This is a genomic window from Acinetobacter soli, assembly GCF_000760595.1.
Classification (GTDB): Bacteria; Pseudomonadota; Gammaproteobacteria; order Pseudomonadales; family Moraxellaceae; genus Acinetobacter; species Acinetobacter soli.
This window is the reverse complement of sequence record NZ_BBNM01000009.1, coordinates 60660-74506: the sequence shown is the minus strand read 5'-3', so window position 1 is coordinate 74506 and position 13847 is coordinate 60660. Positions and strand designations below refer to the sequence as shown.

General features: G+C 44.7%; 14 protein-coding genes. 7 read left to right on the top strand and 7 right to left on the bottom strand.

From position 1 onward, the window contains the following. The first annotated feature begins 25 nt into the window (after nt 1-25). Together Aso01_RS11530 and Aso01_RS11525 are read left to right on the top strand one after the other, a co-directional pair. Nucleotides 26-373 (top strand): YbjQ family protein, encoded by a 348-nt coding sequence (locus tag Aso01_RS11530; RefSeq protein WP_004941091.1) that lies wholly within the window; start codon nt 26-28, stop codon nt 371-373. A 14-nt stretch (nt 374-387) separates the two neighbouring features. Continuing rightward, complete coding sequence (locus Aso01_RS11525) at nt 388-831, top strand: YbjQ family protein (protein WP_004941094.1); 444 nt, start codon at nt 388-390, stop codon at nt 829-831. Between the two features lie 82 nt (nt 832-913). Here Aso01_RS11525 and Aso01_RS11520 read toward each other — a convergent pair whose 3' ends face one another. Continuing rightward, nucleotides 914-1720 carry an SDR family NAD(P)-dependent oxidoreductase gene (locus Aso01_RS11520; RefSeq protein ID WP_004941097.1) on the bottom strand — a complete coding sequence of 269 codons (807 nt, stop codon included), beginning with the start codon at nt 1718-1720 and terminating at the stop codon, nt 914-916. A 26-nt stretch (nt 1721-1746) separates the two neighbouring features. Continuing rightward, nucleotides 1747-2427, bottom strand: a complete 681-nt coding sequence (locus Aso01_RS11515; protein WP_004941100.1) for a hypothetical protein — start codon at nt 2425-2427, stop codon at nt 1747-1749. Nucleotides 2428-2605: 178 nt separating this feature from the next. On the opposite strand from Aso01_RS11515, the gene Aso01_RS11510 reads away from it, so the two are divergent. Further along, nucleotides 2606-5509 (top strand): valine--tRNA ligase, encoded by a 2904-nt coding sequence (locus Aso01_RS11510; RefSeq protein ID WP_004941102.1) that lies wholly within the window; start codon nt 2606-2608, stop codon nt 5507-5509. 70 nt (nt 5510-5579) lie between these two features. On the opposite strand, the gene Aso01_RS11505 is transcribed toward Aso01_RS11510, so the two are convergent. Next, nucleotides 5580-5921, bottom strand: a complete 342-nt coding sequence (locus Aso01_RS11505) for a DHCW motif cupin fold protein (RefSeq protein WP_004941104.1) — start codon at nt 5919-5921, stop codon at nt 5580-5582. Nucleotides 5922-6169: 248 nt separating this feature from the next. Continuing rightward, a complete protein-coding gene (locus tag Aso01_RS11500) occupies nt 6170-7195 on the bottom strand; it encodes a molecular chaperone DnaJ (RefSeq protein ID WP_039910138.1) in 1026 nt (341 codons plus the stop codon). Nucleotides 7196-7362: 167 nt separating this feature from the next. Between Aso01_RS11500 and Aso01_RS11495 the strand changes: the two genes are divergently transcribed. Beyond that, on the top strand, nt 7363-7974 hold the full coding sequence (locus Aso01_RS11495; protein WP_004941109.1) for a hypothetical protein: 612 nt from the start codon (nt 7363-7365) through the stop codon (nt 7972-7974). 36 nt (nt 7975-8010) lie between these two features. Here the strand turns inward: Aso01_RS11495 and Aso01_RS11490 are convergent, their stop codons facing one another. Further along, the gene (locus Aso01_RS11490) at nt 8011-8919 is read right to left on the bottom strand and encodes an AEC family transporter (RefSeq protein WP_004941111.1); all 909 of its coding nucleotides are present in this window, start codon (nt 8917-8919) and stop codon (nt 8011-8013) included. Nucleotides 8920-9035: 116 nt separating this feature from the next. Here Aso01_RS11490 and Aso01_RS11485 point away from each other — a divergent pair, with 116 nt between their 5' ends. From Aso01_RS11485 to Aso01_RS11475, 3 genes are all read left to right on the top strand, one after another. Continuing rightward, nucleotides 9036-9518, top strand: a complete 483-nt coding sequence (locus Aso01_RS11485) for a hypothetical protein (protein WP_039910139.1) — start codon at nt 9036-9038, stop codon at nt 9516-9518. 206 nt (nt 9519-9724) lie between these two features. After that, nucleotides 9725-10912, top strand: coding sequence for an ammonium transporter (locus Aso01_RS11480; protein ID WP_004941118.1), 1188 nt, complete (start codon nt 9725-9727; stop codon nt 10910-10912). Nucleotides 10913-11048: 136 nt separating this feature from the next. Beyond that, on the top strand, nt 11049-11729 hold the full coding sequence (locus Aso01_RS11475; protein ID WP_004941121.1) for a phosphatase PAP2 family protein: 681 nt from the start codon (nt 11049-11051) through the stop codon (nt 11727-11729). Here Aso01_RS11475 and Aso01_RS11470 read toward each other — a convergent pair. Beyond that, a complete protein-coding gene (locus Aso01_RS11470; RefSeq protein WP_004941123.1) occupies nt 11726-13051 on the bottom strand; it encodes a sensor histidine kinase in 1326 nt (441 codons plus the stop codon). The two genes, Aso01_RS11475 and Aso01_RS11470, sit on opposite strands and share 4 nt — an antisense overlap. Before the next feature lie 13 nt (nt 13052-13064). Beyond that, on the bottom strand, nt 13065-13742 hold the full coding sequence (locus tag Aso01_RS11465) for a DNA-binding response regulator PmrA (RefSeq protein WP_004941126.1): 678 nt from the start codon (nt 13740-13742) through the stop codon (nt 13065-13067). Between the last annotated feature and the right edge of the window lie 105 nt (nt 13743-13847).

Here is a 13847-nt window from a genome sequence, read left to right as displayed (position 1 = left end):
TTTATTATGCCAAGAAGAAAACTGTATGTTATTAAGTAATTTAGAAAATATGCCAGGCCATCACATTACGCAGCAACTCGACGTGGTGTATGGAAGTACTGTTCGAAGCAAGCATGTTGGTCGTGATTTGCTGGCAGGACTTAAAAATATTGTGGGTGGTGAGTTGACCGCCTACACCGAGCTGTTAGAAGAATCGCGTCAAGAGGCGATGCAACGTATGATTGCCAAAGCCCAACAACTCGGTGCCAATGCCATTGTGGGGATTCGCTTTTCGACCTCCAATATTACTCAAGGTGCTTCGGAGCTGTTTGTATACGGCACAGCCGTGATTGTGCAGCCTAATACGCCCAAGCTTCCCGATCCGTTTCAGTAAACAAGGGCAACTGCATGGAAAATCTTATTTTTCAGCTTGGCGTTTTTGTGGTGCTCTTTGTCGTGGGCTGGGGATTTGGAAGATACTTTGAGCGTAAACACCTCAAAGAATTAGAACAAAAAGAACGACTACTGGCGCATATTCAAATCGATACCAATCGTTTTGTACAACCTGTTCAGCCGGGACAATTCGTTTCAAGTAATGTGGTAATTTCCCACGATTACTTTAAATACATCATTGCCAATATTCAAAATTTCTTTGGTGGCAGACTCACCAGCTATGAAACCGTGGTAGAGCGGGCACGGCGCGAAGCGATTGTTAGGCTTAAACTTCAAGCGCAGCAATGTGGATGCACGCATATTATGGGGCTACGTTTAAGTACCACCGAACTGGGCATGCAAGGTGGAATGGTTGAAGTCTTCGCCTATGGTACCGCGATTAACCAAACAGTCCGCTGAGTGGCTGAGTAAGTCATCGATTAAAAACTCACTCGACAAGGACGCGATATTTTGCGTCCTTGAACGAGATTGAACTGCTTGATTATTTCACTTTGGTTTTACGGATCATTTTGTACAAGAGTGATGGCGATAAGCGAGACACCAGTACGCCTAACTTTTCTTTGGCACCACCAACTACAATGTATTCTTCATCATTGATCAGTGCTCGAACTACGGTTTGAGCAAATACATCTGGCTCCAAACCATTTTCAATGGCTTCATCTTGATGGCCTTGAGGTTTTCCCTCTCCATTGAGTGCATTGAGTGACACATTGGTTTTCACAAAACCGGGAAAGATCACCGAAACCCCAACGCCCTGATCTGCCACTTCGGCGCGCAAGCTGTTGGCCCACATATGAATAGCGGCTTTGGCTGCCGAATAACTGGCACGGTACTGTGTTCCGAGCAAACCCGCGACACTCGACACATAGGCAATGCGTCCGGATTTTTGCTGTAAAAAAGTCGGCAATACAGTTTTGGTCAGAAACACTTGCGAGAAATAATCAATTTCCATAATCGCACGTTCGGTTTGCATGGTGGTGTCTTGAATGAGTGCGCGTTGACTCAGGCCCGCATTATTGATGAGCCAATCGATACGTCCTTTTTGTGCTAACACTTCTGCATAGGCATGACGCACTTGAGATTCGTCAGTAATGTCGGCAGCCACAGACAGATGTTGTTCTGGTTTAAACAGCCCCACTCGCACCGCTTCGAGTTCATCATAACGACGTGCAGTTAAGATTACCTGTGCCCCCTGTAAGGCACACTCACGTGCCAAGGCTTTACCCAAACCTGAAGATGCCCCTGTAATCCAGACCACTTTATTTTCGAGCGAGTTGAGTTTTGACATTAGAATTTACCCTATAAATAAATGCGTTAGGCTTCTTTTTTTAAAAATGCCATAAAGTGTTCAATATAGTCATTTGCCATATCGGGGTCAATTTGCGTGCCCAGCTTTTCCAGACGCTTGTAGCCCAAATGCGTGGTCATATGAATCACGCCGTTTAAGGTTTTATCGACCACCAGATTAAACTTAAGGAGCTGCTTCGGTGTCCGAATGAGCTGTGTAACGCCCTGATCGACAATTTGTGTGAGCGCCTGAAAAGCTTTGGGTACATATACCGCTTGCCCTGCGCGGACTTTATCGACCGCAGAAAAGGTATCCTGCACCAAGACCGAATCGAGGCTGTAGCGCATATAGGTGGTCTGCGCTTCTGTTCGAAAGGTACTTGCCAGATAATTGACCAGTGGCAGCAGACGTTCATTGCTAAAAAATGAAACTGACCACGGCAAATATTTTTTCATGGTGGCCATGACCTGCTGAATGACTTTTTCAGACTCATCGATTTGTTTGGTGAAGGACTGATCGGGCTTGTGCTTTTGCTGTGCCAGCATATCGCCAAAGACTTGCTGAATGATTTGACAGGAAATGTCGGAAAGTACGATTCCCAATTGCTTGGACTGCGGCTGTGTAGTGCCCTGATTGAGCTGGGCATGAATCTGATCAAAATGATGATGCGTGGCCTCATCGATTTTAAGAAATACAGCATATCCCATGAAGCATCCCTCGCATTTTATTGTGTGATATCCATGTAAAGACATGAATGTCTGCGTTTGGGTTTAATCTAGCGTGTTTTGCCGAGCAGGTAAATTTTTTGTCGATGAGTTAAGCATTAATTCCGATGTATTTTTTGCTACAATAGTCGCAATTTTTTATTCATTTTTGATTTTTACTATGACTGACGCCAACGCTCAATCTGCCCAAAACATCGCAACCACCTATGATCCCACTGATATTGAAAGAAAATGGTATCAAATCTGGGAAGAGAAAGGCTACTTTAAGCCATCCGGTCAAGGTGACTCGTTTTGTATTATGATTCCGCCGCCAAACGTCACCGGTAGCTTGCACATGGGGCACGGCTTTAACAATGCCATTATGGATGCCCTCACCCGCTACAACCGCATGATGGGCAAAAACACCCTATGGCAGCCGGGAACCGACCATGCGGGTATTGCCACGCAAATGGTCGTAGAGCGTCAGTTGGCTGCACAAAATGTTAGCCGTCACGATTTGGGCCGTGAGCAATTTATTGATAAAGTCTGGGAATGGAAAGAGCAATCTGGCGGCACCATCACCAAACAAATTCGTCGTTTGGGTTCTTCGGTCGACTGGTCGCGTGAACGCTTTACCATGGACGATGGTTTGTCTAATGCCGTGAAAGAAGTGTTTGTTCAACTACACGAGCAAGGCTTGATCTACCGCGGTAAACGCTTGGTAAACTGGGACCCGAAACTACAAACGGCACTGTCTGACCTTGAAGTTGAGTCGGTTGAAGAAAAAGGCTCGTTGTGGCATTTCAAATATTTCTTTGAAGACAAGTCACTCAAAACTCAAGACGGCCATGATTTCCTTGTGGTGGCCACGACGCGTCCTGAAACGCTATTAGGCGATACTGCGGTTGCGGTACATCCGGAAGACGAACGCTATGCGCACCTGATTGGTAAAAATATTGTGTTGCCAATTACGGGCCGTTTGGTTCCGATTGTTGCGGATGAATACGTCGAAAAAGATTTCGGAACAGGCTGTGTCAAAATCACCCCTGCACACGACTTTAATGACTACGACTTGGGTAAACGCCACGATTTGCCAATTATCAATATCTTCAATAAAAATGCCGAAGTTCTGGCTGAGTTTGAATATATTGCAAAAGCTGGTGAACAAATTTCTGACGCAATTGCAGCGCCAGCAGATTATGTTGGCTTGGAGCGTTTTGCTGCACGTAAGAAACTGGTTGCACAAGCCGAAGCAGAAGGCTGGTTAGACCAGATTCAGCCGTATGACCTCAAAGCGCCACGCGGTGACCGTTCAGGCGTGATTGTGGAGCCACTTTTAACCGACCAGTGGTATGTAAAAATTGCGCCATTGGCACAGCCTGCAATTGAAGCAGTTCAAGACGGACGCATCAAGTTTGTACCAGAGCAATACACCAACATGTATATGGCATGGATGAACAACATTCAAGACTGGTGTATTTCACGTCAGTTGTGGTGGGGCCACCGTATTCCGGCATGGTACGACGCTGAAGGCAATGTTTATGTTGGCCGTAACGAAGAAGAAGTTCGTGCGAAAAACAACCTTGCTGCCGACCTTGCGCTTCAACAAGACGAAGACGTGTTAGACACATGGTTCTCTTCGGGCCTCTGGACATTCTCGACCTTGGGCTGGACAGGCGATGCCAAGAAAGATGCGGAAAACTATTTCCTCAATACCTTCCACCCGACCGATGTATTGGTAACTGGTTTTGACATTATCTTCTTCTGGGTGGCGCGCATGATCATGATGACCATGCACTTCATGAAGAATGAGGATGGTACGCCACAAGTGCCGTTTAAGACCGTATATGTACATGGTCTGGTACGTGATGGCGAAGGCCAGAAGATGTCGAAATCGAAAGGTAACGTACTTGATCCGCTCGATTTGATTGACGGGATTGACCTTGAAAGCTTGGTACAAAAACGTACTTTTGGTTTGATGAACCCGAAACAAGCCGAGAAAATTGAAAAAGCCACGCGTAAAGAATTCCCAGAAGGAATTAACTCGTATGGTACAGATGCCGTGCGTTTCACGTTCTGTGCCCTTGCCAACACTGGCCGTGACATTAAGTTTGATTTGAAGCGTGTAGAAGGCTACCGTAATTTCTGTAACAAAATCTGGAACGCGACCCGCTTCGTACTCATGAACGTAGAAGGTCAAACCGTTGCTCAGGAAGCGCGCCCAGAGCTATGGGAATTGCCAGAGCAATGGATCATGAGTCGCCTACAAAAAGCCGAGCAAGCGGTACATCAGGCATTTGCAACGTATCGTCTAGATCTTGCTGCGCAAACCATTTATGACTTCATTTGGAACGAATACTGCGACTGGTATGTCGAACTGACCAAGCCAGTTTTAAACGATGCAGAAGTTTCGGAAGAACGTAAAGCAGAAGTTCGCCGCGTATTGCTTGCAGTGATGGAAGCCTCACTTCGTTTGGCGCACCCGCTGATGCCGTACTTGACCGAAGAAATCTGGCAAACGCTTGCGCCAATGATTGGTAAAGGTGGCGATACCATCATGACGGCGAAATACCCAGTGCCGGAAGCTGCAAAAATGAATGAACAAGCCGAAGCCGATATGCAATGGCTTCAAGGCTTGATTGGTGCTGTACGTAATATCCGTGGTGAAATGGGCTTGGGTAATGCCCGCTTGTTGCCAGTGTTGCTTCAAAACATCTCTGACAGCGAACGCACGCAGATCGAACGTATTCAGCCGCTCTTTAAAGCTTTGGCCAAAGTAGAAAGTATTACGTTCTTGGCACAAGGCGAAGAGCCACCGTTATCGTCTTCTAGCGTTGTGGGCCATGCCTCTGTATTTGTTCCAATGAAAGGCTTGATCGACCCGAAAGCAGAATTGGGGCGTTTACAGAAAGATTTGGATAAAGTACAAAAGCAGCATGACCAGATTGCCAACAAACTTGCAAATGAAGGTTTTGTTGCCAAAGCACCAGCAGCAGTTGTTGAAGGTGAAAAAGTGAAATTGGCTGAGTTTGCTGATCAGCTTGTGAAAATTAAGCAAAGCATGGAGCAGATTGCTGCGCTTTAAGCTTTAAAGTTTATAATTTAATCTGTAATATAAAGGGCTGATTATTCAGCCCTTTATTTTAATAATTTAATCAATCAACAATCAGTAATGTGGCGCCATTTAGGCTAAATGATTGATGTGGTTCTGCATGATCGCCGACTTGATAGCTCATTCCTTTGCTTAGAGTAAAAGTTCTGCCATCTTTTAATCTACTTTCAAGCGAACCCTCAAGACAAAATAGAATATGACCTTTTTCACACCAATGATCAGCTAAGTAATTAGCTGAATACTCTACTACTCTGACTCTAATTTTATTATTCTCTTCACCAAAATACTGTGTTTTCCAGTACGCTTTTCCTGTTTCACCGCTATATTCTATTGTTTCTATTTTTTCCCAATCAGTCACTTGAAAAGGAAAAGGGAAAATATTCATATGTCATTCCACAATATTGATTGATCTAAAAATATATACTTAATTTATTTTTTAAAAATAACTCTTTATCATAGTAGTCAAATTTAGTTTCACTCACTCCACATTTTGAGTTTTTCTATAAAATAGAAGTCTTTCTGCTAAACGATTAAACATAATATGACGGCCTTATACAAATTCTATAAAATATTTATCTCAGCCATTATATAACTGCCAAATTTCATAGATTTTTATAAAAGATAACCATCATTTCAATATAGATTTTCTAACAACATCTTCACCCCACTCACCTTTTTCATATACTTTAAACAGTCTTTTTCCCACTTCAAATGCTGCTTTAACTCAGTAGCATCTGCATCAATGGCTTTATACACATCACTGATATGTACCTGATCAGATTTAAGTTTTTTAACCAGTTGAAACGAGTTTAGAATGTCATCGATTTGACTTTCAAGCTGCTGACTTTGCGCATCTAAAGCCAATTTATAAAATTTCACTTGCTCGGGGCTAAGCTCGTTTGAGGTAGTTCCTTTATTTTGCTCAAGCTGTAGCTGCATTTTGAGCAAATAAAATAAATCCTGCTGTTCATAAGCTTGGCTAGCTTGTTGAAACAACTCAGTTTTTTCTAATTTTCTAGTTTCATTCTGCTCACGATCTGGGTGAATTATGGCGGCTATTTTTAAATACACCGTTTTGAGTGATTGTGCTGCCATCTGCTCAGCCTGTTCGCGTTTTTGTTGCTGCCGTAACTGCTTGGCCTGTTCACGTGCCTGCTGTTGCTCGGCTGCATAGCGCTCAAAATCGTCTTCGGCTATACCTTCTGGGTCGAAATCATGCGCTGTATTTTGTATAGGTTCGACATACGCTGATAATTCTTTTGGAGCTTTGCGCTGATTGTGCTCGGCGTGCTGGCGATAAAAGGTATCTATTTGAATTACCTGTTTAAGCTGTTCGGCATTGAGCATCTGAGAGTGCTTTAAGCGCTTTGCAAGCTGGGCAATTTTCTCGTCAAGCTTGGCGATCTCTGTTTTAGAAAATTCATGTTCATGCAATACGTTCCAAAGCTGGGTGAGCTGCTGAAACCAGATTTCGTGCAATTCGTGATACAAAGGCAACAGCTTTTGTCGGGTGTAATGCTGAATCTCGGTTTGCGCATTTTGCCATGCCGCCAACATCTTTTTTTGTTGTTCAATTTTTTCAATCAGCACATTCAGTTTTTTCTGCGGCCCAGATACGTCTCCCTTTTTCTTGATCGTAACCTTAAGATCAAAAGACATAGTCATCTACCGCCTAAAAATGAAAAAGTGTAGCAACAATATTCACAGGAAGATATCTCACCATAAATACTCAGCTTCCCTGCTTATAACATCAACTTTAAGATTTTCAGTTTAAGCGTTACCATAAAGCACCCGGCATGGGCTATTTTCAATACAAGAAGATCAACATGAAAAAGCAATATGGCATATTGTGGATGGTGGGTATATTCAGTGCCTGTAGTCCGCAAGCCCCATCGACAACGCAAAATACTGCACCACAATACGCAGCAGTAAAGCAAGAAACAAATACCGCTCAACCCGCCGCTCACATGAAGGCGCAAGTTGCTTCAAAGCCAAACTATTTGGTAGATAACCCTACGCCTTTACCAGAAGGTTATGTGGTCGATCGCACCTATTTAAAACAACCGCTTATAATCGATGCAAATGGTGATGGCCACCCTGATGCGTTTCGGGTACTCAAAAATCCGAATGCCAAAGGCTTGCAATATTTGTTTGAGTTTCGCCTTGGCAACAGCAAGGATGTGTATTACTACCAAAATGACAGTCACGATTATGATTTAAATGTATTCACCACGTTTGAGCCAACTGAACGGGGAGAAAATTTTGTAGATATGTCGAAACTGGATGGTGCCGATATTGTGCCTTTTGAAGAAGCGCCCAAAGAAGCTCGTCTGATTTTAAAAAATGAAGGTGTTGAAGCCAGTACGGCAGATGCGACCTGTGCCGCATCTCTGTTTTATTTAAAAGAGAAAACCATTCAACGGGTGTATTTATGCTAGCAGACAATACGCCATACAGCATTGAAAGACGTTAACTTATTGGCCCACCCACCAAATCACCAGCGGTAAGGTCACGGCTGCACACAGGGTTTGAAAGCTAATCACTGCTGCCATAAGCTGACTATCACCACGCAGCACTTTGGTTAAAATATAAGCCGCAGATGCCGTAGGCAATGCAAAAAAGACCACCATGATCTGGGTTTCAAGCGCCGATAAACCCATCCACATACACACCCCATAAGCCAGCGCAGGCATGACAAGCAAACGCGCAGCGGTATCGAGTAGCAAGGCGGGCACATCTTTTTTCATTTCCATAAACTGTAACGCCGCGCCTACACAAAGTAACCCCAAAGGTAAGCTAGACGATGAAAACAGCTTGAGTAAATTTAAAATACCGTCCCACAGCGGAATCTGGAGTGCATTGAATACGCCACCAAATAGACAAGAGACAATGAGCGGATTTTTCAGTAATGCCAGCAGTACGGGTTTAAGGGCCATATTTTCACTTGAGGTGAGTGAAAGCACCGAAATTACATTGACTACCGGAATACTCACCGCCAGTAAAATGGCCAAGATCGCCATGCCTTCTTTGTGATAGAGCGCTGCCACCAAAGCCAAGCCAATATAGGTATTAAAACGCACAATACTTTGTACATGCACACCAAAGCGTGCCGGTCGGATATTTTTAAGATACTTAATGCCATACAGCACAGCAGTGACCACAGCAATAACTGCAAACATGGCAAAAATCACGTACTTTAGATTTTGAAAATCAATTTTGGCCGTAACAAGGGTATGAAACAGTAGCGCTGGAAAGAGCACGTAATAATTGAGTTTTTCTGCGCCTGCCCAAAATTCTGCACTAAAAAATTGATAGGTTTTAAACAGATACCCTGTCGCAATGAGCGCAATCAGGGGAAAAAGTGCAAGAAAGATATGAGCCATGTTCGATCAGTGTCTACTATCGTTATTTTTAAATCCTGATTCATTCTATGCGCAAAAATCGGATCAGGCTTAAAATTTGCGTTAAACTTAAGCAAATGAACAAAAATAAAGCAACTATGAATATCCGATCACTTCTCACCTGCGTCTTTACTCTAAGTTGTTTGTTCTCGACTACCAGTTTTGCCAAAACAGTACGCGCCCCATTAGCAGAAAAGCGTGCAATTTTTAAAGCTGCCGGTTTTCAGTTTCATCACAATAAATGGCAATCCGAATGTGGTGAGCCAACGCTTGAGCTGTATCAAGACATCAACCATGACCGTTTACCCGAGGCCATTGTCAGCAGTGCAGATACTGGCTGTTATGGACTGACAGGTATGGGGTTTGTGCTATTAAGCAAAACGGCGCAAGGTGTGTGGCGCGTGCGCTATGATGGTACAGGTGTGCCCGAATTATTAAAATCGACAGGAAAAAATCGTATGCCCGACGTTTCGGTAGGTGGGCCGGGGTTCTGCTTTCCGGTTTTGCGCTGGGATGGCAGCAATTATCGTTTTCATCGTTACGAATATGAAGGCAAAGCGTGTCAGATCGGCCCACCTTAGAGCACTCTTTTTGCTCAGTCTGCACCACGCTTATCGGAAGCTTTAAATTTTAATCCAATATTGGTGCGTTTTTTGCTTTGAATAGGCAAATTAACCCAACCGTGCGTTGTGGTTAATCACCCTTTAGATTTTCTTAACCATTTTGGTGCATAAATCATTTTTTATATGCAACCAAGCTGGATTTAAGCACTTTTTTTGAGCAAATTATGCAAAATGTCGATTTATTTTTCTTATTGCTCGGCGCAGTGCTGGTGCTGGCCATGCATGCCGGGTTTGCCTTTTTAGAGCTCGGCACCGTGCGGCATAAGAATCAGGTCAATGCGCTCAGTAAGATTCTGACCGATTTTTCTATTTCTGCAATTGCTTACTTTTTTGTAGGCTACTACATCTCCTATGGGCACAGCTTCTTTCAAACTGGTGCTGTACTCGCCGCGGATCATGGCTATAACCTGATGCGCTGTTTCTTTTTACTGACCTTTGCCGCTGCCATTCCGGCCATTATTTCGGGCGGTATTGCCGAGCGTGCCAAAATGCGTCCACAAGCCATTGCCACGTTTGCACTGGTGGCGTTGGTGTATCCACTGTTTGAAGGTATGGCATGGAACGGTAACTTTGGTCTGCAAAAATGGCTCGAAAGCCAATTTGGCGCCAGCTTTCACGATTTTGCCGGATCAGTGGTGGTTCATGCCATGGGCGGCTGGATTGCCCTCATAGCTGTGATTTTACTGGGCGCACGAAATGGTCGTTATAAAAAAGACGGACGTGTCAGTGCTCATCCGCCCTCGTCCATTCCATTCTTAGCGTTAGGGTCTTGGATTTTAATTGTGGGCTGGTTTGGTTTTAATGTGATGAGTGCCCAGCGTGTCGATGCGATTTCAGGCTTGGTGGCCATCAATTCACTGATGGCGATGGTAGGCGGCACCTTAAGCGCCAACTTTATGGGTAAAAATGACCCCGGCTTTTTACACAACGGCCCGCTGGCAGGCTTGGTCGCCATCTGTGCAGGGTCAGATATTGTGCATCCTGTAAGTGCATTGGTGATCGGTGTTGTGGCAGGTGTAATCTTTGTGAAGCTGTTTACCTATACACAAAACAAGCTCAAGGTTGATGATGTCCTCGGTGTGTGGCCTTTACATGGCGTCTGTGGTGCCTTTGGAGGCCTTGCAGTAGGGATATTTGGACAAAAGGCGTTTGGAGGCTTGGGCGGTGTCTCGATGATGTCTCAACTGATTGGTACGGGTCTTGCAATTGTAATTGCTGTGCTGGGTGGATTTGTGGTGTATGGCCTACTCAAGGCCGTGATGGGCATTCGTTTAAGCCAAGAAGATGAATTCCGTGGTGCAGACTTGTCTATTCATAAAATCTCTGCAAATTCTGAAGATGGAATGTTTTAATCCCGCACCCGTTTGTGCTTTTGCGACTCTCTGAGTCGCTTTTTTTTAGCTGCGATTTGATGTAGTCGCTTAAGTGATCGCTAAGTTTGGCACGTTTAAATCATGCCCAGAGATTTCTATATTTATTCAATTCCTTATGCAATTTTCTGTTTTTATGCGCATACAGCTTGTACTGATCGCATGCAGTGCAGTTGTACTGATGATGCTCTTTCCGGTAGGCGGTGCGATTGATCTGCATTTGATTGCACCGTGGGTCGATGCAACAGGGCAATTTCATCATCGCGATAACTGGTATTTGGCCAAACTCAATCATGTGATTGTGAAAAACATCATCATCGTGGTTTATGCAGTATTTTTTGTGTTGTGGCTGGCATCATTTAAAATTACGCGTCTGGCCGCGCAGCGCTGGCAATATGGCTATATGTTTTGGGTGAGTATGCTGTGTACCAGTATCGTTGGCATTCTTAAGTCACAGTCGTCTCATGCTTGCCCTTGGAACATGACCCACCCAGCAGCACAGGGTTTTGTCTGGGATTTTAGCGCCACACATGGGCACTGTTTTCCGGGTGGACATGCCAGCACCGGATTCGCCTTGATGACTGGCTACTTTGTGTACCGCACGACACATCATCGACGTGCACTGTTTTATTTGTTTGCCGGGCTCATTTTAGGCTTTGCAATGGGCTGGGCACAGATGATGCGCGGCGCACACTTTTTAAGTCATAATTTATGGACAGGATGGTGGGCGTGGTCAATTAACTGCCTAATCTACTTGTGGGCGGCACGTCATCTGGATGCTCGCCAGCAGCATTCTTAATGATGCGGCGGTTGTTTGGGAATACGCACCAGTACACTTAAGCCGCCTAACTCTTCGCTTCTGAGCAGTTGAAGTTCTCCACCTAACCGACTGGTGGCCTTATCGACAATTGATAACCCCAGCCCACTCCCCACTTCAAGGTGATGATGCACACGATAAAAACGCTTCAGCACCTTGTCGTAATGCTCGGGGTCAATTCCGGGGCCGCTATCTTCAATCTGTGCACAGGCGTATTCGCCATCTTCATAGACAGAAATATTGATCACGCCTGCGGCTGGCGTATATTTGATGGCATTATCAATCAGATTGAAAACAATGGAATGCACGGTCGGTTCAACACTAACCATTTTTACCGATTCATTACGTACAAAACCTAAATCGATATCTTTTTCTACCGCCAGATTCATGAGTTGCTCGACACAGTTGAGCGTCACATCATTAAGCTCAAAGCTGCTGTGTCGTTCAATAGCACTCAAGGAAACATCTTGTTTGGCCAGTGCCAGTAACTGCGTGACCAAATGCTGGATTCGCGCCAAGCCTTTGCCGAGGTTTTGCAGTGCGGCGTGGTCAGGAAACTGACTCAACAAAATTTTGGTTTGTAAATTCAGTGCCGTGATTGGCGTGCGCAGCTCGTGCGCAGCATCGGCCACGAACTGTTTTTGTTCTTGCTGAGATTCTGAAATTCGCTCAAACAGGCGGTTCATCTCTTCAATGGTCGGTAACAGTTCTTCAGGATACGTTTCATCGTGAATAGGCGACAGATCATTGGAATCGCGCTGCGTCAGCTCACGTTTAAAATCATCAAAAGGCTTGAGGTTACGCCGAATAATGCCCATCAGGCCAAGCAAGGCAAACGGTAAAATAAAGCCATAAGGTAAAAACATGCTGGCCGCAAGCTCAAGTGCTACCACTTTGCGTACTTTTTCGAGCTGACTGACCTGAATCTGGTAATTTTCTAAAGGCAAGACATAGGCGCGCAAGGTGCCCTGTCGTGTCTCTTGCGAATAAAACCCGGCTTTTTTTACCGGAGGCATCAACAATTGATTTTCGTCTTGTAAATGGCGCTGATCGTCGTAGGCCCAGATATCGACCAGTAAATCTTCTTCGTGATATTCGTGATTGGCCTGAAAGTGGCTGTCGAGATTGTAGAGCGGCTGACGTGCCGTGCGATCGGCCAGATAGCGCATTTGCTCATCAAGAATCTGATTGGTTTCGTGCAAGGCAACTTTATAGGCTGTAAAAACCAGAATACAGCCCAGTAAAAGACTAAAAACAGAGGTGACCCAGATTAATCGACGTCTTAATGAATAATGCTTGGCCATCCTCAGCGTTTCCTTATGATTGTCCCATTCGATAGCCTAATCCACGGATGGTACGGATGAAGTTTTTACCCAGCTTAGAGCGTAAATGGTGAATATACACTTCAATGGTATTGCTGGTGACTTCACTATCAAAGTCGTAGAGCTTATCTTCTAGATTGGCTTTGGAAAAAATCTTGTTCGGATGTGACATCAGCGGAATCAAAATCGCCCACTCACGGTTTGAGAGTTCAATTTCTTTACCCTGAAACGTGGCCACATGTTTTTCAACATTGAGCACCACATCGCCATTCACTAACACCTGATCTTGCTGCAAAGCGGCGTTGTCTTTACTGTTGGTTCTACGCAGCAATGCATTGATTCGTGCCAGCAACTCATCAAACTCGTACGGTTTGATCAGGTAGTCATCTGCCCCCTGATTCAAGCCTTCCACACGGTTTTCGAGCTGGTCACGCGCTGAAATAATCAGCACTGGCACCGCGGTTTTATGGCGGATCTGCTTCAGCACTTGCATGCCGTCCATCATGGGGAGGCCCAGATCGAGCAACACCAGATCAAACTTCTGCTTTGACAGATGCGCTAGGCCATCTAATCCATTATTCACCCACTCTACCTCGAATTGATGATATTTCAATAAGGTAATCGTGGATTCAGCGATCATGAAATCATCTTCAATAATCAAAATTTTGGTCATGGGTTAGACTCGCACAACTGTGGAATAACATGAATCTGATGCATCAGGAAAACGAGCAATAATCTGTTTTTACGCTGACTCGATGCAACAGAATAATTATCATTT

Excerpts from the sequence above, each read along its gene's own strand:
- Aso01_RS11530 (WP_004941091.1), top strand. The coding sequence starts at position 26 with ATGTTATTAAGTAATTTAGAAAATATGCCAGGCCATCACATTACGCAG.
- Aso01_RS11525 (WP_004941094.1), top strand. The coding sequence starts at position 388 with ATGGAAAATCTTATTTTTCAGCTTGGCGTTTTTGTGGTGCTCTTTGTC.
- Aso01_RS11520 (WP_004941097.1), bottom strand. The coding sequence starts at position 1,720 with ATGTCAAAACTCAACTCGCTCGAAAATAAAGTGGTCTGGATTACAGGG.
- Aso01_RS11515 (WP_004941100.1), bottom strand. The coding sequence starts at position 2,427 with ATGGGATATGCTGTATTTCTTAAAATCGATGAGGCCACGCATCATCAT.
- Aso01_RS11510 (WP_004941102.1), top strand. The coding sequence starts at position 2,606 with ATGACTGACGCCAACGCTCAATCTGCCCAAAACATCGCAACCACCTAT.
- Aso01_RS11505 (WP_004941104.1), bottom strand. The coding sequence starts at position 5,921 with ATGAATATTTTCCCTTTTCCTTTTCAAGTGACTGATTGGGAAAAAATA.
- Aso01_RS11500 (WP_039910138.1), bottom strand. The coding sequence starts at position 7,195 with ATGTCTTTTGATCTTAAGGTTACGATCAAGAAAAAGGGAGACGTATCT.
- Aso01_RS11495 (WP_004941109.1), top strand. The coding sequence starts at position 7,363 with ATGAAAAAGCAATATGGCATATTGTGGATGGTGGGTATATTCAGTGCC.
- Aso01_RS11490 (WP_004941111.1), bottom strand. The coding sequence starts at position 8,919 with ATGGCTCATATCTTTCTTGCACTTTTTCCCCTGATTGCGCTCATTGCG.
- Aso01_RS11485 (WP_039910139.1), top strand. The coding sequence starts at position 9,036 with ATGAATATCCGATCACTTCTCACCTGCGTCTTTACTCTAAGTTGTTTG.
- Aso01_RS11480 (WP_004941118.1), top strand. The coding sequence starts at position 9,725 with ATGCAAAATGTCGATTTATTTTTCTTATTGCTCGGCGCAGTGCTGGTG.
- Aso01_RS11475 (WP_004941121.1), top strand. The coding sequence starts at position 11,049 with ATGCAATTTTCTGTTTTTATGCGCATACAGCTTGTACTGATCGCATGC.
- Aso01_RS11470 (WP_004941123.1), bottom strand. The coding sequence starts at position 13,051 with ATGGCCAAGCATTATTCATTAAGACGTCGATTAATCTGGGTCACCTCT.
- Aso01_RS11465 (WP_004941126.1), bottom strand. The coding sequence starts at position 13,742 with ATGACCAAAATTTTGATTATTGAAGATGATTTCATGATCGCTGAATCC.